This window comes from Flavobacterium cryoconiti (genome assembly GCF_048158645.1).
Taxonomy (GTDB): Bacteria; Bacteroidota; Bacteroidia; order Flavobacteriales; family Flavobacteriaceae; genus Flavobacterium; species Flavobacterium cryoconiti.
Genome location: NZ_JBLNKW010000005.1, coordinates 49343 through 67687 on the forward strand (window position 1 = coordinate 49343; position 18345 = coordinate 67687).

Below are 18345 nucleotides of genomic sequence, written 5' to 3' on the forward strand. Positions count from 1 at the left end.
GGGTTACGGGTCTAAATCCTAAAAACTTTTATAAATGCCAAAGTAGAGACGCTGCAATGCAACGCCTCTACCTGAGACAAATATTATATTATTCTTCTAAACGAATGTCTAGTCCAAGACCTTTCAATTCATGCATTAATACATTGAATGATTCCGGTAATCCTGGTTCTGGCATAGATTCACCTTTTACGATTGCTTCGTAAGTTTTTGCTCTACCGATAACATCATCAGACTTCACAGTCAAGATTTCTCTAAGTGTACTTGATGCTCCATAAGCTTCAAGTGCCCAAACCTCCATCTCTCCAAAACGTTGACCTCCAAATTGAGCTTTACCTCCAAGTGGTTGTTGTGTAATCAACGAGTATGGACCTATAGAACGTGCGTGCATTTTATCGTCAACCATGTGTCCAAGTTTCAACATGTAGATAACTCCTACTGTTGCCGCTTGATGGAAACGTTCTCCTGTACCACCATCATATAAATGTGTATGTCCAAAACGTGGTATTCCAGCTTCATCAGTCAATTCATTGATTTGATCAAGAGTTGCTCCGTCAAAAATTGGTGTAGCAAATTTTCTACCCAAGTTCATACCAGCCCAACCAAGAACAGTTTCATAAATTTGACCAATGTTCATACGTGAAGGTACACCAAGTGGGTTCAACACGATATCAACTGGCGTTCCGTCTTCAAGGAAAGGCATGTCTTCGTGACGAACGATACGAGCAACAATACCTTTGTTACCGTGACGTCCAGCCATTTTATCCCCAACTTTAAGTTTACGTTTTTTGGCAATATATACTTTCGCTAATTTCAAGATTCCTGCTGGCAATTCATCTCCAACAGTAATAGTGAATTTCTCTCTACGTAATGCACCTTGTAAATCGTTCAATTTAATTTTATAGTTATGAATTAAATCATTAACCATTTTATTAGTTGCATCATCAGCAACCCATTGACCTTTACTTAAGTGAGCAAAATCTTCAACAGCATAAAGCATTTTTTGAGTATATTTTTTACCTTTTGGTAAAACTTCTTCACCCAAATCATTCATTACACCTTGAGATGTTTTTCCGTTAACGATTAAGAAAAGTTTCTCTACTAATTTGTCTTTTAATTCAACAAATTTAGTTTCGAATTCCATTTCTAAAGCGCCCAAAGCATCTTTATCCTGAGTACGTTTACGTTTATCTTTTACTGCTCTTGCAAACAATTTTTTGTCTAAAACAACACCATGTAAAGAAGGAGACGCTTTTAATGAAGCATCTTTTACATCACCTGCTTTATCCCCAAAGATTGCACGAAGCAATTTCTCTTCCGGAGTAGGATCTGATTCTCCTTTTGGAGTAATTTTTCCGATAAGAATGTCGCCAGGTTTAACCTCGGCTCCAATTCTGATCATTCCATTTTCATCTAAATCTTTAGTAGCTTCTTCAGAAACATTTGGAATATCGTTCGTTAATTCTTCGTTACCTAATTTAGTATCTCTAACTTCTAATGAATAATCATCTACATGAATAGAGGTAAAAATATCGTCACGAACTACTTTTTCAGAAATTACAATCGCATCCTCGAAGTTATATCCTTTCCATGGCATAAATGCAACTTTTAGGTTACGACCTAAAGCTAATTCGCCATTTTGAGTTGCATATCCTTCCGATAATACTTGACCAAGAATCACTCTGTCCCCTTTTCTTACGATAGGTTTCAAGTTGATACTTGTTCCTTGATTGGTTTTTCTAAATTTAATTAGATTGTATGTTTTTTCATCAGGCTCAAAACTTACCATTCTTTCTTCCTCAGAACGATCGTATTTGATAGTGATAATATTAGCATCTACATATTCAATAACTCCATCTCCTTCAGCGTTAATTAAAACTCTAGAATCAGAAGCTACTTGACGCTCTAAACCAGTTCCAACAATTGGGGCTTCAGGACGAATTAATGGTACGGCCTGACGCATCATGTTAGATCCCATCAAGGCTCTATTCGCATCATCATGTTCTAAGAAAGGAATCAAAGAAGCTGAAATAGAAGCAATTTGGTTTGGCGCAACATCGGTATAATCTACTCTTGTTGGTTCAATTACCGGGAAATCACCTTCTTGACGTGCAATTACGTCTTCGGCAGTAATTTTTCCAGTAGCATCCATTTGAATATTTGCCTGAGCAATCATCATTCCTTCTTCTTCTTCTGCGCTTAAGTAAACTGGAGTAGACTCTAAATCTACAGTTCCGTTAGTTACTTTACGGTACGGTGTTTCGATGAAACCCATTCCGTTTACTTTAGCATAAACACCAAGAGAAGATATCAAACCAATGTTTGGTCCCTCAGGAGTTTCAATAGGACATAAACGTCCGTAATGCGTATAGTGAACGTCACGTACCTCAAAACCTGCTCTTTCTCTCGAAAGTCCACCTGGTCCTAGTGCAGATAATCTTCTTTTGTGTGTAATCTCGGCAAGTGGATTCGTTTGATCCATAAACTGAGACAACTGGTTTGTTCCAAAGAAAGAGTTGATAACAGATGATAATGTTTTAGCATTAATCAAATCTATTGGTGTAAACACCTCGTTATCTCTAACGTTCATACGCTCTCTAATAGTTCTAGCCATACGAGCTAAACCAACACCGAATTGTTGAGACAATTGTTCACCAACTGTTCTAACACGACGGTTTGATAAGTGATCAATATCATCAATCTCTGCTTTAGAGTTGATCAATTCGATCAAATATTTTACAATGGTAATGATATCTTCTTTGGTAAGCACTTGCTTTTCCATTGGGATATCTAAACCAAGTTTTTTATTCATTCTATAACGACCTACCTCACCTAAGTTGTAACGTTGATCAGAGAAGAATAATTTATCTATAATACCACGAGCAGTTTCTTCATCAGGCGGTTCTGCGTTACGCAATTGTCTGTAGATATGTTCAACAGCTTCTTTTTCAGAATTTGTTGGATCTTTTTGAAGCGTATTGTGAATGATGGCATAATCACCTTGATTAGCATCTTCTTTATGCAACAAAATAGATTTAACGTTAGAATCAATGATTTCTTCCACATTATCTTTGTCGATAATTGTATCTCTATCAAGGATTATTTCGTTACGTTCGATAGAAACTACTTCACCAGTATCTTCATCTACGAAATCCTCATGCCATGTATTCAATACACGGGCAGCTAATTTTCTACCAACATATTTTTTAAGACCAGTTTTAGAAACCTTAATTTCTTCAGCAAGGTCAAAAATTTCTAGAATATCTTTATCTCTTTCAAAACCAATTGCTCTAAAAAGAGTGGTAACTGGTAATTTTTTCTTTCTATCGATATAAGCATACATTACGCTATTAATATCTGTAGAAAATTCTATCCAAGAACCTTTAAAAGGAATTACTCTGGCAGAATACAATTTTGTACCATTTGCATGGAATGATTGACCAAAGAAAACACCCGGCGATCTGTGTAATTGAGATACAACTACACGCTCAGCACCATTAATAACAAAGGTACCACTTGGTGTCATATAAGGAATTGTACCAAGATATACATCCTGAACAATTGTTTCAAAATCTTCATGTTCTGGATCAGTACAATATAGTTTTAACCTTGCTTTTAAGGGCACACTATAAGTAAGACCTCTTTCTATACATTCTTGAATTGTGTAACGTGGTGGATCTACAAAATAATCAAGGAATTCCAATACAAAGTTATTTCTTGTATCAGTAATTGGGAAATTTTCCATGAAGGTATTGTAAAGCCCTTCGTCGCCTCTTTCGTCAGATTTAGTTTCTAATTGAAAAAAATCTTTAAACGATTTAACCTGAACATCTAGAAAATCTGGATAATCAGGAATATTTTTTGTTGAGGCAAAATTCAATCTTTCAGTCTGATTTGTTATCATCAATGGACAAAATTTTGATTAAAAAAGTAATTTTTTTTGTACAAATATTGATTTATTTATACTTTCCTTTTACAACCATTACATCTTTAAAAACCAATTTAAGATAACTACTTTCTTATTATCTGTTAATTTTTTTTCCTCGTAATGGGTAAAATGAATTTGTTCAAAAAGGCTATTATGTAATTATACAACTAGACTTTTGTTATACGAAAAAATGGTTTAGGTCATTGGGCGACTAAACCCAAGACCTAAACCTAATTCTTTAAACCGAGTTTAACTATTTAAGTTCAACCTCAGCTCCAGCTTCTTCTAAAGATTTTTTAAGCCCTTCAGCTTCTTCTTTAGAAACACCTTCTTTTACATTACTTGGTGCGCTATCAACTACATCTTTAGCTTCTTTCAAACCTAAACCTGTAAGTTCTTTAACTAATTTTACAACTGCTAATTTAGAAGCACCTGCTGCTTTTAATACAACTGTAAATTCTGTTTGAACATCTTCAGCAGCAGCTTCACCACCACCTGAAACTACTACAGCTGCAGCAGCTGGTTCGATTCCGTACTCATCTTTTAATATTGTTGCTAATTCGTTAACTTCTTTTACTGTTAGGTTAACTAATTGTTCTGCGAATTGTTTCAAATCTGCCATTTTTTCTATCGTTTTAAAATGATTTGTAAAAATATAATTTATTTATTGTGCGCGTTTTTTAAATAAAATTAGAGTAAGACTCTATTTTTATTATGCTTCCACTTCTTCTGTAGCCTCTTCGCTTTTTGCGAATTGGTTTTGAAGAGCAGAAATAACTCTTTGTGCTGGTGATTGCAATAATCCAATAAGTTCGCCGATAAGCTCTTCTTTAGATTTAATAGTTGCTAATGCATCTAATTGATCATCTCCAATATAAATTTCAGAGTTAATAAAAGCTCCTTTTAATACAGGTTTAGCTGATTTTTTTCTGAAATCTTTGATAATTTTACCAGGAGCGTTTGCTATCTCAGAAATGAATATAGCACTATTACCAGTCAAAACTGAAGGTAAATCTCCATAATCATTAGCTGAAGCTTCCATTGCTTTTGCAAGCAAAGTATTTTTAACCACTTCTAATTTTATACCTGCTTTAAAGCAAGCTCTTCTCAAGTTTGAAGTTGTTTCTGCATTCATTCCAGAAATATCAGATACATAAACAATGTTTGTACCAGCTAACTGTGCAGTTAAAACTTCAATCGCGATTGATTTTTCTTCTCTAGTCATACTAAAAATTTTTAACTACCAATTATACTGCTTTAGGGTCCAAAGCAATTGCAGGACTCATAGTGCTAGTTAGGTAAATACTTTTGATGTAAGTTCCTTTAGCAGCAGTTGGCTTAAGTTTGATTAATGTTTGAATAATTTCGTGTGCATTGTCAACGATTTGTTCGCTACCAAAAGAAATTTTACCAATTCCTGCATGCACAATACCAGTTTTATCAACTTTAAAGTCAATTTTACCAGCTTTAACCTCTTGAACAGCTTTAGCAACATCCATAGTTACCGTACCTGTTTTAGGGTTTGGCATTAAACCTCTAGGTCCTAAAATACGACCTAATGGACCTAATTTACCCATAACAGAAGGCATAGTGATGATTACATCAACATCTGTCCAACCGTCCTTAATTTTTTGTAAATAATCGTCAAGACCTACATAGTCCGCACCAGCTGCTAAAGCTTCCGCTTCTTTATCTGGAGTAACTAATGCTAATACTTTAACATCTTTACCAGTTCCATGAGGTAATGTTACCACACCTCTAACCATTTGATTCGCTTTTCTTGGATCTACGCCCAAACGAACTGCGATATCAACAGACTCATCAAATTTTGCAGAAGCAACTACTTTTATTAATGCCGCAGCATCTTTAAGAGAATATAGTTTGTTCTTTTCAATTTTTGAAGCAGCCTCTTTTTGCTTTTTTGTCAATTTTGCCATGTCTTTCTCTTAATTAAAAAGGAGAATCTCCTGATACAGTTATACCCATAGATCTAGCTGTTCCAGCGATCATGCTCATAGCAGATTCGATTGTGAATGCATTTAAATCTACCATTTTATCTTCAGCAATTGCTTTGATAACATCCCAAGTAACGCTAGCTACTTTTTTACGATTTGGTTCACCTGATCCGGACTTTAGCTTTGCAGCTTCCAATAACTGGACAGCAGCAGGAGGAGTTTTTACAACAAAATCAAATGATTTGTCTTTATACACAGTAATTTGTACTGGGCATATTTTGCCGGGTTTATCTTGAGTTCTAGCATTAAATTGCTTACAGAATTCCATGATGTTTACCCCAGCAGCTCCTAAAGCAGGTCCAACCGGTGGCGACGGGTTCGCAGCACCTCCCTTAACTTGTAGTTTAACTACCTTACTAATTTCTTTAGCCATTTTTTAAAAAATTTAACACTACAATCATTGGAAGCGATTGTAATGGATATTATAGATGTAACAAAAAATTATACTTTTTCAACTTGCATAAAACTCAATTCCAATGGTGTTTTTCTTCCGAAAATCTTAACCATCACTTCTAGCTTACGCTTTTCTTCATTGATTTTCTCAACCGTTCCGTTGAAACCATTGAAAGGACCATCAACAACCTTAATAGTTTCTCCAATATTAAAAGGAATAGCACGAGTATCTGTATTCACAGCCAACTCATCTACCTTACCTAACATTCTGTTAACTTCAGATAGTCTTAACGGCACAGGCTCACCACCTTTAATTTCACCTAAAAAACCAATAACACTTGTTATAGACTTGATAATATGAGGTATTTCACCTATTAGATTCGCCTCAATCATAACATAACCAGGAAAATAAACTTTATCTTTGATTATCTTCTTTCCTTCTTTTACAGTAACTACTTTTTCAGTAGGAACTAGAACTTGCGAAACATAGTCACCCATCCCTAATCTTGCGATTTCGGTTTCGATATACGCTTTCACTTTATTTTCTTGTCCGCTTACTGCTCTAACTACATACCACTTTTTAATATTATTATCTGCCATAACAAAAAAATTATGCTTTTATCCAGTTAAAAAATCCAGCCAAAGCTTTTGCGAAAATTTCATCTACTCCCCAAGTTGCCAAAGCGAATAATACTGAAAAAACAGCAACAACAATCGTTAGACGTTGCACCTCAGCCCAAGCCGGCCAAGTTACATTTGACTTTAATTCTTCAAATGCTTCTGATATGTAATTAACAACTTTTGTCATTATGATTTAGTTTATTTGCACGGGCGGAGGGATTCGAACCCCCATCAACGGTTTTGGAGACCGCTATTCTACCCTTGAACTACGCCCGTCTGTTAATAAAAGCCAGTAACAACCTAAGAAGTTACTGGCTTCATAATTTTATTTATAGGATTATGCTACAATCTCAGTTACCTGACCTGCACCTACTGTTCTACCACCTTCACGGATAGCAAAACGTAAACCAACATTTAATGCAATTGCACTAAGCAATACAACATCAATAGTTAAGTTATCCCCAGGCATAACCATCTCTACACCTGCTGGCAAAGTAATGATACCTGTTACGTCAGTTGTACGTACGTAAAACTGTGGACGGTAGTTATTATGGAATGGTGTGTGACGACCACCTTCTTCTTTTTTCAAGATATAAACCTCAGCTTTGAAAGTAGCATGTGGTTTAACTGAACCTGGCTTACAAATAACCATTCCTCTTTTGATGTCTTCTTTTTGAATACCTCTTAAAAGAATACCCACGTTATCTCCAGCTTCTCCTCTATCAAGGATTTTACGGAACATCTCAACTCCTGTAATAGTAGAAGTTAATTTTTCAGCTCCCATACCAATGATCTCAACCGGATCCCCAGTATTAGCAACACCTGTTTCGATACGACCTGTAGCAACAGTTCCACGACCAGTGATTGAAAACACATCTTCAACAGGCATCAAGAAAGGTTTTGCAACGTCTCTTACCGGCTCTTCGATCCAAGCATCAACAGCTTCCATCAATTCAAGAATTTTTGGTACCCAAACTGGATCATTATTCAATCCACCTAAAGCTGAACCTTGAACAACAGGACCATTATCTCCATCATATTCGTAGAAAGATAACAAGTCTCTGATTTCCATCTCAACTAATTCAAGTAATTCCTCATCATCAACCATATCCACTTTATTCATGAATACAACCATTCTAGGAATACCTACCTGACGTCCTAAAAGGATATGCTCACGTGTTTGTGGCATTGGTCCATCAGTAGCAGCTACAACAAGAATAGCACCATCCATTTGAGCAGCACCTGTAACCATGTTTTTTACGTAATCCGCGTGACCTGGACAGTCAACGTGAGCGTAATGACGATTAGCAGTTTCATACTCAACGTGAGATGTATTAATTGTAATACCTCTTTCTTTTTCTTCAGGAGCATTATCAATTTGATCAAATGATTTTGCTTGACAGTAACCAGCATCAGATAATACTTTCGTTATTGCTGCAGTTAAAGTAGTTTTTCCGTGATCTACGTGTCCAATTGTACCTATATTTAAGTGCGGTTTGGAACGATTAAAATTTTCTTTTGCCATTTTACTTAATTTTTAATCTTAGTTATTATAATTTATTAGTGTTCAAATATTTCATTTTGAGCCAATGTCGGGAATTGAACCCGAGACCTCTTCCTTACCAAGGAAGCACTCTACCCCTGAGCTACACCGGCAGAGAAATCTTCATTAAAAGTTCAACATTCAAATTTAAAAATTCGATTTTTCAAACTTTCTTTTGTGGGGAGAGCAGGATTCGAACCTGCGAAGTTTACACAGCAGATTTACAGTCTGCCCTCGTTGGCCGCTTGAGTATCTCCCCTTTTATTGATTTCCAGTACTTTAAAAGAACTATTTCCAAACGCTTTGGAAATAAATTTTTAGAGCCGGCGGAGGGACTCGAACCCACGACCTGCTGATTACAAATCAGCTGCTCTAGCCAACTGAGCTACGCTGGCAATATCAATAAAAAAGTCCGCTATTTCTAACGGACTGCAAATGTAGAGATTTTATCTCTCAATCAAAACATTTTTTCAAAAAAATTTATATTAAATGTGCGAACTTATTTTTTCTTTCCTTTTTACCAACAATCGTTCTAAAGATTCAGCACAAAGCTCCACTGCTTCTTCAAAAATTTTACACTGCTTTTTAACCACAAAATCATCACCCGGAACATTAATTTTTATCTCAGCAATTTTGTTCTCTTTATCACTTGTCTTTTCAACTTTTAAAAAAACATCCACGGATACCACCTTATCGTAATATTTTTCTAACTTGTCCATTCTTTCTTGAACAAAATCAACTAGCTTTTTGTCAACAGTAAAGTTAACTGCATGAACATTTACCTTCATAATCATTATTTTTTAATAGTTAAACATTTCCGAATTACTTCTGATTCCTTGGATGTGCATCTCCATATACTTTTTTTAGTTCCGCCAAACTATTGTGCGTATATATTTGCGTTGACGCCAAACTGGAATGTCCTAATAATTCTTTTACTGAGTTCAAATCGGCTCCGTTATTTAATAAATGAGTTGCAAACGTATGTCTCAATATATGCGGACTCTTTTTTACTTTCTCGGAGACAGCACTAAAGTAAGAATTTATTAATCGATACACAAAAGAATCATTTAATTTTAACCCTTTTTTTGTGAGAAAAAAATAATCGTCATCCACTATTGACAGCATGAAAGAGCGCTCCTTTAAATATAAAGAAAACTGATTTATAATTATCGGCAAAACTGGCAATATCCGCTCCTTATTCCTTTTTCCCAGCACTTTGATTGTGGCACTAGGCAAATTGACATTAACTACTTTTAAATGAATCAACTCCGTTCTTCGCATGCCGGTAGTATAAAATAAATCAACTATAAGCTTATTTCTTATTTCCTCAAAGCCTACAGGATTTTGCAAATGACCTAATGCATCTTCAACTTCTTTTTCAGAAAACGGAATTTGTACTATTTTAGGAGTCTTTAGCGCTTTGTGTTTCAATAGCGGACTCAACTTTATTTGTTTTGTTTTTAATAGAAATTTATAAAATGCTTTTAAGGATGCAATTTTTCTATTAACCGAGGTATTTGATATATCATTATCAACAAGAGAAACAATCCAAGTTCTAATTTGACTATAATTAACTTGCTCAATATTCTCTTGATCAAAATGAATCGTATTGAACGACTCAAAAGAAGCAATATCATTGCAATACGCAGTTACAGTATGCGAAGAGTATTTTTTCTCCAACTGTAGATAATCCCGAAATGCATCTTTATTAGTAGCCATAAAAAAACCGTTAGCATCAAAGTTATAAAACTTTAATGACTAACGGTACTTTATTCTAATAGATATTGACTAACTCTCTAAGTTATCTCTCATATTTTGGATATAAGCCGCTTTTTGAATTTTGATTCTATTTGTAACTGAAGGCTTAATAAAAGCAGTACGTGCTCTTAATTGACGAACAGTTCCTGTTTTATCAAATTTTCTTTTGTAACGTTTTAACGCTCTATCGATATTTTCTCCGTCTTTAATTGGTATAATTAACATAATATAGACACCCCCTTTCTTTAAGTGTGCAAAAGTAAACATTATTTTGAATTACGAGTCATGAATTATAGATTATTTTTGGGCGTGCCGGCGAACACCACTTTCATCATTCACAAAACGTCTCTATCCCGCCGTCAGGCTGTCCGTTGCAAGTCCTCATTGCATTCCGGGCTTTCCTCTTCCATCCTTCACGCAAAAAAAAAGAGCCAATCTACAATTTAATGCATCTTGACTCTTTATACTATATTCAAATTTTCAAAAACTATTCTTTCAACAAATTTCTGGAAATTACTATTTTTTGAATTTCAGTTGTACCTTCCCCAATGGTACACAATTTAGAATCTCTATAGAATTTCTCCACTGGATAATCTTTAATATAACCATATCCACCATGAATTTGCACCGCTTCATTCGCAACTTTTACACAAACTTCTGAAGCATACATTTTAGCCATAGCTCCCATCGTGGTAACCGGTTTGTGTTGTTGTTTCAAGAAAGCCGCTTTATGCAACAACAATTCCGAAGCTTCAATTTCAGTTGCCATATCAGCTAACTTGAATGAAATTCCTTGAAATTCACAAATTGGTTGTCCAAATTGATGCCTTTCTTTCGAATATTTTAATGCAGCTTCATAAGCACCTTTTGCGATCCCTAATGACAATGCTCCTATCGATATTCTTCCTCCATCTAAAACTTTCATCGCTTGAATAAAACCTTGTCCTACTTCCCCTAATCTGTTAGCATCAGGAATACGACAATTATCAAATATCAATTCAGCAGTTTCGCTGGCACGCATCCCTAATTTATTTTCTTTTTTTCCTGAGGCAAAACCTGGCATTCCTTTTTCGAATACAAAAGCAGTCATTCCTTTCGAATCTCCTTTTTCACCGGTACGAACAATAACCACAGCGATATCTCCCGAAATGGCGTGCGTAATGAAATTCTTAGCTCCATTGACAATCCAGAAATCTCCATCTTTTTTTGCAGTAGTATTCATTCCACCCGCATCTGATCCTGTATCATGTTCTGTCAATCCCCAAGCACCTATATGCTCAGCAGTGGCTAGTTTCGGAATCCATCTTTTCTTTTGTTCTTCGTTTCCAAAAGTCAAAATATGATTCGTACATAAAGAATTGTGAGCTGCTACTGATAGTCCAATAGATGGATCTACTTTTGATATTTCTTCTACAATAGTAATGTACTCATGGTATCCTAATCCAGAACCTCCAAGTTCTTCTGGTACTAAAACACCCATAAACCCCATTTCACCTAATTTTTTAAACAAAGGCACAGGAAATGTTTGTGCTTCATCCCACTCCATTATATTTGGACGAATTTCTTTTTCAGCAAAATCTCTTATAGATTGTGCAATCATAGATTGCGTTTCGTTGTAATCAAAGTTCATTGTGACAGTGTTTTATTTTAAAAGTCCAAATATAAGCCAATTAAATTTGCTTTATCAACAGGAAATCCCTTAATTTTTGTTAAATCCTCAATATTCTTAATATTTCCTGTCATACTTCTATAAGTCACAATTTCTTTGGCTAAAGCATATCTAAAATAATAAAACTGGGAAAGCTCTTTTAAAGAAGCATTATTAATGTCTATCTTTTTAAAATTTGGTAGAGCTGAAATTTTAAAATGGGTATTCAAATTTTCAATAACTTCAGGTGATAATCCCCAAACATCTTTCATTTGTTCCATTGAAACAAACCCGCCTAAGCTTTCTTTTTGCTTTAAAATCCGAAGAGATATGGCCTCGCCTATTCCATAAATTTTTATCAAATCTTCTTTGGTGGCCAAATTGATATCGATTAAAACAATTTTTTCCTTTTTGGCGAAAGCCTGATCTTGATAATTTTTATATGCTTTATATTCTTTTTTATTATTTACCCAATCTGGAAATTTAAAAAAGGGAGCAATTACATTTAATAACGAATCCGAAACTTTAGTCACGTTTTGAAATTCCTCTGCAGAATTAACATATTTGTTTTCTTTTCTAAAAGCCAACAAGCGGTCAATTTCCTGAACTGACATTCCTAGTTTATATCCTTTATAGTCTGTTATAAAATTAGGATTGAAAGGATATATTTTAGGAAAATCCTTAGAATTATCAGTTTTCATGGAATCAATTTGAGATTGTAGTGAAAGCCATTTCTGTTTCTCCGGATAATTTTTCACGACAGCACTAAAATCAACAAAAAAATAAACCGATTGCAAAACAATGATAATCGCAAATAATAAAAACACACCTGTACGTTGTTCACGAGAAAATTTAAAATAGGCAACCATCGTTCTGAAATTCATTATTTTAATTTGATTAAAAAACTTATTTTAATAGCTAAAAATAAGAAAACTATTTAAATTTAAAAATAGAATAAAAATCAATTCAACTTATATTTTCTTATCGAAAATTTTACAACTTTAAAATAAGAATTTAAAAAAATAACATTATATTTTTTATGTAATTAATAAAATTAAGCCATTAAAATAATTATTATTCATTTATTAAAATATTGTTAGGTTTTTTTTATTTTATAAAATTTATTTAAATTATTGTTTTTATTTTTTATAAAAAAGAATACATTTGGAGCTTAATAACAAAAAAACACACAAAACATGTCTATTTGGAAAAGAAAACCATTAGCTCAGCTTTTAGCAGAGGCCGCTGATTCTGAAAAGGGATTAAAAAGAACATTAACCGCTTGGACTCTAATTGCATTAGGCATTGGTGCCATAATTGGCGCAGGATTGTTTGTAAGAACGGCAATGGCTGCTTCACAAAATGCAGGACCATCTGTAACAATAGCGTTTATTGTTGCTGCAATTGGATGCGCATTAGCCGGATTGTGTTATGCAGAGCTTTCTTCTTCAATTCCTATTTCTGGTAGTGCTTACACCTATACTTATGCAACAATGGGTGAATTTTTAGCCTGGATTATTGGTTGGGATTTAATTCTTGAATATGCCGTAGGAGCTGCCACTGTAGGAATCGCTTGGAGTGAATACCTCAACAATTTACTGGTCAATGTGCTACACATGAGTCCAATACCCTTTTCGTTGTCACATTCTCCATTTCAAACTGATCCAATAACTGGTGAACATGGAATGATTAACTTACCTGCATTATTTATAGTTGGAATTATTAGTTTATTATTAATAAAAGGAATTCAAGAATCAGCTTTTGTTAATGGAATCATTGTAATTGTAAAAGTTGCTATCGTAATATTAATTATTATTATAGGATGGCATTTTGTAAATCCAGCAAATCACACTCCTTATATTCCAGCAAGTTCAATTTTCACAGATGAACATGGTATCGATCATAAATTTGGAGGCTTTTGGGGAATAATTGGAGCAGCCGGAACCGTTTTCTTTGCTTTTATAGGATTCGATGCAGTAAGTACAGCTGCACAGGAAACGATAAACCCAAAAAGAAATATGCCTATAGGTATCTTGGGTTCATTAGCTATTTGCACCGTATTATATATTTTATTTGCTCATGTTCTTACTGGAGTAGCAACTATAGAAGATTTTAGAACAGGTGGTAAAGAAGCTTCTGTGGCATTTGCAATTAACAAATACATGATTGGATACGCTTGGTTAGGTCAATTAGTAACTGTAGCTATTTTGGCAGGATTTTCTTCTGTAATTTTAGTGATGCTATTAGGACAATCCAGAGTATTTTATGCAATGGGTAAAGATGGCTTATTGCCTAAAATGTTTAGCGACTTACATCCAAAATACAAAACACCATACAAAGCTAATATCGCTATTTTAATAATTGTTGGTGCATTTGCCGCTTTTATTCCTGGAGATATTGTAGGTGACATGACTAGTATTGGAACATTGTTTGCTTTTTCATTAGTATGTGTATCAGTAATAATTCTAAGAAAAAAAGAACCAAACATGGTTCGCGAATTCAAAACACCATTCGTACCTTTAGTTCCAATTTTAGGAGTTATCACTTGCGTTTTGATGATGGCAGGCTTAGGTTGGACAAACTGGCTTAGACTTTTTGCATGGATGGTAATAGGTGTTATTTTCTATTTTGCTTATGGAAAGAAAAATAGCGTATTAAACAATACTAAAGAATAAATTTATTTTCACAAAATAAAAAAGGGGTTATGAAGTACTTAAATACTTTATAATCCCTTTTTCTTATTTATATTACTTTACAAATCAAAAACAGAAGTGCGTTTAGCCCGAATTAAATCCTTCAAACGAATCCAAAAAGCCAATGTCAAATAAACGGCAAACCATAATCCAACAGTAACAAACGACAAATAAATAAAAAACAATCGCACACTACTAGCCCGCATTCCTAATGTATCAGCCATACGGGAAGAAACATGAAAGCCGTGTTTCTCAAAAAAAAATTTGAGCTTGATTACTACTGACATTTTTTTAGTTTATTAGTTGAATGCTTATTCGTTTATTCGAAAAACAAATTTACAACATTACAGCAATCTCCAGTAAACAAATACAAAAATAACTGAATCAACTTTTTTTCAACAATTCCATCCCTACGGAACATTCTAAACATTTACTTTTATTACAATATTCATTTTTGAGTTGCAACAAAGATTGCGTTTCAAAAGCACTTTTTGATTGTATTCCAAAAGAACTAAATTTATCCATAACCGCATTTTTCTCTGGAGCGACTTCATTTAAAAGACCTATCAAATCCTCCGAAATTTCCTTTCCTTGACTTTTTGCAAAAGCAAACTGAAGCGGAATGATAGTATTTATAACAATCAAATCTATGAAAGATTTAGAAAGCGATTTCTTTTTCTTCGGACTTTCTTTGTCAAATTGATAATGATTCAACCAATATTCTGAAGCGGATACTTGAAACACTCCGTAAATATCTTTTAATGAATTTAGAGTGCTTATTTTAGAAAATAAATTTTGCTGACTGTGGTATAAATTGGCCAATTGAGAAAGTCGTATCGTAGGAAAATTATCAGGACGGTGCTTAAAAAACTGAACGGGTTCTATACACACTTTCTCTATTTGATATTTATGCAACAAATAGAAATACCTGAATTTTAAATCTTTGAAATAATTATCTTCTTTTTCTGAATCCAATAATCCAGAGGCTCCAAAAATCAAAGCTTCAAGATTCTCCACTTCAAAACTTTCTTTTCTAATTATTGAAAAGGGAATAGATTGTGCTATTTTTAAAAAGATTTCTCCATTCATATTTAGACCAAAACTCTTCGCTAAAAGACAAAATAAAACCGCTTCCCAATCTTGGTTAGTTTGTTCCAATAAATCAAATATAGGTTGGGATTTCCTTTCTAAACGTTCAAAAAATAACCGTTCTTGCCAGTTTTTAAAAGCAAATTCGTCAATCTCTTTTAGTTGCTTTTCGCAAAAAATCCAAGACTTAGGAGCCATTAAAGATTGGTAATTCTCAACTGTTTCTTTTTCAACATATTTTTTGAGTTCCAAAACCGGAATTTCAGTATTGTTGCTTCTAAAAATCTCTGTGTCATGTTCCCAAACTACATGTAAAATTACATTTTCATAACTCGCATCTTTTTCGTGATGATGCACATACCAATCTGAAGATTTAAGATGAATTTCAACGTTTCCGGCCCATTTCTGCTCACCAATAGTAATTTGAGCATTAAAGAAATCAGGACCCGCCAATTCAAGAAATTGACCTACATTGATAATTGTGACTCCCTCATTGTTGAACGTTTTTAAATTCAAGGTATCGAACTTCTTGAATTTCCAGAGGTAATGGAGGAAATCTTCTTTCATTTTAATATTTTAGATGAAAGACTAAAGTAAGAAAAAAACAGAAATGAGAGAAATTTATTTCAATAAATACAATTTAGCGCAAGCACGAGCATCGGATAATGCTTCGTGATGATTTAATGAAATATTCATTTCCCGGCAACAATCACTTAGTTTAGTTGGTTTTAATCCTTTGGATTTGTAAATTTTTACCGTGCATTCCCAACGAGAAGCGATATTCAAATCAGCATAATCTAAACCATAAAGCGCCATTGATTTGGCAAGAACATTTCTGTCGAAACTCTCATTATGAGCTACAATAACCCTATTTTGTAGCCGTTTTTGAATTTCTGGATATACTTGCGCGAATGATTTTGCATTCACCGTATCCCGTGGATAAATTCCATGCACTTGAATCGTAAAAGGAGAATATAAATTATTTGGCGGCTTGATTAAACTGACAAACTCATCTACAATTATTCCGTTTTCTACGGTAACAATACCTACGGAGCAAGGATGGAATGCTGTTGCGGTTTCAAAATCTATAGCAGTGAAGGTCATTAAATTTGCATTTTTATAAAACTAAAAAACCACAAATTTAACGAATTTAATTCGTCAAATTTGTGGTTATGAAAATTTTAATACTTGAAAAATATATTCTTATTTTATCGATCCAATAATATCATATTTAGTAATAATATGGTGATTTCCATTCTCTAATTCAACCAAAACCGCATCGTTTTCTTTGGTAAATAATTTCGAAACTTCTTCTATTGAGGTTCCTAATTTTACGATTGGAAATGGTTTTCCCATAATTTCTTTAATAGGTCTATCCGCTACATTTTTATCTGCAACATAACTTTGGAACAAATCACTTTCATCAACTGAACCTACAAAACCTGTGACATCAATCACCGGAATTTGAGAAATCTTGTATTTACGCATTCTTTCAATAGCGTGTGAAACTAATTCTTCTGTACGAACTACAATCAATGGTTTGTCGATATGATCTTTGATAACATCTTCCGCTTTTTTGATTTCTTCATCCAAAAACCCTCTTTCACGCATCCAATCGTCATTGAACATTTTACCTACATAGCGACTTCCTGAATCATGAAACAAGACAACCACCACATCTTCGGGTTTGAAATGTTCTTTAAGCTGTAATAATCCTTTTACGGCTGCACCAGCAGAATTGCCTACAAAAATCCCTTCTTCAAGTGCAATTTTTCGGGTATAAACCGCCGCATCTTTGTCGGTTACTTTTGTAAAACCATCAATCAAAGAGAAATCAACATTTTTTGGTAATATGTCTTCGCCAATTCCTTCGGTAATGTAAGAATAGATTTCATTTTCGTCGAAAATTCCTGTTTCATGGTACTTTTTAAACACAGAACCATACGTATCAATTCCCCAAATTTTAATATTTGGATTTTTTTCTTTCAAATATTTTCCAACTCCGGAAATTGTTCCTCCAGTTCCTACACCCGATACAAAATGAGTGATTTTACCGCCAGTTTGTTCCCAAATTTCAGGTCCGGTTTGCTCATAATGTGCTAAAGAATTGGATGGATTATCGTATTGGTTTACATACCAGGAATTAGGTGTCTCTTCCGCTAATCTTTTAGAAACAGAATAATACGACCGTGGATCGGTAGGTTCAACATCGGTAGGGCAAACTACCACTTTTGCACCTACGGCACGAAGAATATCCATTTTTTCTTTGGACTGTTTATCCGAAATCACACAAATAAGTTTGTACCCTTTTATGATAGCCACTAATGCCAATCCCATTCCTGTATTTCCTGAAGTCCCTTCAATAATTGTTCCTCCTGGTTTTAGTCTTCCATCCGCTTCGGCATCTTCAATCATTTTAACGGCCATTCTGTCTTTTACGGAATTTCCAGGATTGAAGGTTTCTACTTTAGCAAGTACCAAAGCATCTATACCAGCAACAACTTTATTAAGTTTAACTAATGGTGTGTTGCCTATTGTGCCTAATATGTTTTCTGCGTACTGCATTTTATTATTCATTTAAGAGTGTTCGTTGTTATAAATCACAACACAAAGATAGCATATTGTTACAAAAAAATCCTGCATAAAGAATTTTACACTCC

18 protein-coding genes and 4 tRNA genes are annotated in these 18345 nt (G+C 34.2%); 1 reads left to right on the forward strand and 21 read right to left on the reverse strand.

What is annotated here, in order from left to right; genetic code table 11:
* Positions 1-88: 88 nt before the first annotated feature.
* The 17 genes from rpoB to ACM55H_RS08635 all read right to left on the reverse strand — a co-directional run bounded on the left by rpoB (position 89) and on the right by ACM55H_RS08635 (position 12787).
* Positions 89-3901 (reverse strand): DNA-directed RNA polymerase subunit beta, encoded by a 3813-nt coding sequence (rpoB, locus tag ACM55H_RS08555; RefSeq protein ID WP_416836116.1) that lies wholly within the window; start codon positions 3899-3901, stop codon positions 89-91.
* 277 nt (positions 3902-4178) lie between these two features.
* Positions 4179-4547 (reverse strand): 50S ribosomal protein L7/L12, encoded by a 369-nt coding sequence (gene rplL, locus ACM55H_RS08560; RefSeq protein WP_039109063.1) that lies wholly within the window; start codon positions 4545-4547, stop codon positions 4179-4181.
* 90 nt (positions 4548-4637) lie between these two features.
* Complete coding sequence (gene rplJ, locus ACM55H_RS08565; protein WP_039109062.1) at positions 4638-5150, reverse strand: 50S ribosomal protein L10; 513 nt, start codon at positions 5148-5150, stop codon at positions 4638-4640.
* A gap of 22 nt (positions 5151-5172) precedes the next feature.
* Positions 5173-5862: a 50S ribosomal protein L1 gene (rplA, locus tag ACM55H_RS08570; RefSeq protein WP_039109061.1), complete on the reverse strand. Its 690-nt coding sequence runs from the start codon at positions 5860-5862 to the stop codon at positions 5173-5175.
* Between the two features lie 13 nt (positions 5863-5875).
* Positions 5876-6313 carry a 50S ribosomal protein L11 gene (gene rplK, locus ACM55H_RS08575; RefSeq protein ID WP_035639405.1) on the reverse strand — a complete coding sequence of 146 codons (438 nt, stop codon included), beginning with the start codon at positions 6311-6313 and terminating at the stop codon, positions 5876-5878.
* A gap of 68 nt (positions 6314-6381) precedes the next feature.
* Complete coding sequence (nusG, locus tag ACM55H_RS08580) at positions 6382-6933, reverse strand: transcription termination/antitermination protein NusG (protein WP_416836117.1); 552 nt, start codon at positions 6931-6933, stop codon at positions 6382-6384.
* Between the two features lie 10 nt (positions 6934-6943).
* Positions 6944-7141, reverse strand: a complete 198-nt coding sequence (gene secE, locus ACM55H_RS08585) for a preprotein translocase subunit SecE (protein WP_039109059.1) — start codon at positions 7139-7141, stop codon at positions 6944-6946.
* 18 nt (positions 7142-7159) lie between these two features.
* A tRNA-Trp gene (locus ACM55H_RS08590) sits at positions 7160-7230 on the reverse strand.
* A gap of 61 nt (positions 7231-7291) precedes the next feature.
* Complete coding sequence (gene tuf, locus ACM55H_RS08595; protein WP_039109058.1) at positions 7292-8479, reverse strand: elongation factor Tu; 1188 nt, start codon at positions 8477-8479, stop codon at positions 7292-7294.
* Positions 8480-8538: 59 nt separating this feature from the next.
* Positions 8539-8610, reverse strand: a tRNA-Thr gene (locus ACM55H_RS08600).
* Between the two features lie 65 nt (positions 8611-8675).
* A tRNA-Tyr gene (locus ACM55H_RS08605) sits at positions 8676-8756 on the reverse strand.
* Between the two features lie 62 nt (positions 8757-8818).
* Positions 8819-8892: transfer RNA gene (locus ACM55H_RS08610), tRNA-Thr, on the reverse strand.
* A 90-nt stretch (positions 8893-8982) separates the two neighbouring features.
* Positions 8983-9285 carry a ribosome hibernation-promoting factor, HPF/YfiA family gene (gene hpf / locus ACM55H_RS08615; protein WP_039109464.1) on the reverse strand — a complete coding sequence of 101 codons (303 nt, stop codon included), beginning with the start codon at positions 9283-9285 and terminating at the stop codon, positions 8983-8985.
* 34 nt (positions 9286-9319) lie between these two features.
* The gene (locus ACM55H_RS08620) at positions 9320-10216 is read right to left on the reverse strand and encodes a tyrosine-type recombinase/integrase (protein WP_416836118.1); all 897 of its coding nucleotides are present in this window, start codon (positions 10214-10216) and stop codon (positions 9320-9322) included.
* A 69-nt stretch (positions 10217-10285) separates the two neighbouring features.
* Positions 10286-10480, reverse strand: a complete 195-nt coding sequence (gene rpsU / locus ACM55H_RS08625; protein WP_035670421.1) for a 30S ribosomal protein S21 — start codon at positions 10478-10480, stop codon at positions 10286-10288.
* Between the two features lie 262 nt (positions 10481-10742).
* Positions 10743-11885: an acyl-CoA dehydrogenase family protein gene (locus ACM55H_RS08630; RefSeq protein WP_416836119.1), complete on the reverse strand. Its 1143-nt coding sequence runs from the start codon at positions 11883-11885 to the stop codon at positions 10743-10745.
* A gap of 17 nt (positions 11886-11902) precedes the next feature.
* Positions 11903-12787, reverse strand: a complete 885-nt coding sequence (locus ACM55H_RS08635; protein WP_416836120.1) for a ComEA family DNA-binding protein — start codon at positions 12785-12787, stop codon at positions 11903-11905.
* Between the two features lie 312 nt (positions 12788-13099).
* Here ACM55H_RS08635 and ACM55H_RS08640 point away from each other — a divergent pair, with 312 nt between their 5' ends.
* Complete coding sequence (locus ACM55H_RS08640; protein ID WP_416836121.1) at positions 13100-14578, forward strand: amino acid permease; 1479 nt, start codon at positions 13100-13102, stop codon at positions 14576-14578.
* 77 nt (positions 14579-14655) lie between these two features.
* Here ACM55H_RS08640 and ACM55H_RS08645 read toward each other — a convergent pair whose 3' ends face one another.
* From ACM55H_RS08645 to ACM55H_RS08660, 4 genes are all read right to left on the reverse strand, one after another.
* The gene (locus tag ACM55H_RS08645; RefSeq protein ID WP_039109053.1) at positions 14656-14883 is read right to left on the reverse strand and encodes a hypothetical protein; all 228 of its coding nucleotides are present in this window, start codon (positions 14881-14883) and stop codon (positions 14656-14658) included.
* Positions 14884-14980: 97 nt separating this feature from the next.
* Positions 14981-16252 carry a DUF2851 family protein gene (locus tag ACM55H_RS08650; protein WP_416836122.1) on the reverse strand — a complete coding sequence of 424 codons (1272 nt, stop codon included), beginning with the start codon at positions 16250-16252 and terminating at the stop codon, positions 14981-14983.
* A 54-nt stretch (positions 16253-16306) separates the two neighbouring features.
* Positions 16307-16789 carry a 3'-5' exonuclease gene (locus ACM55H_RS08655; RefSeq protein WP_416836123.1) on the reverse strand — a complete coding sequence of 161 codons (483 nt, stop codon included), beginning with the start codon at positions 16787-16789 and terminating at the stop codon, positions 16307-16309.
* A 99-nt stretch (positions 16790-16888) separates the two neighbouring features.
* On the reverse strand, positions 16889-18250 hold the full coding sequence (locus tag ACM55H_RS08660; RefSeq protein WP_416836124.1) for a pyridoxal-phosphate dependent enzyme: 1362 nt from the start codon (positions 18248-18250) through the stop codon (positions 16889-16891).
* Positions 18251-18345 lie beyond the last annotated feature (95 nt).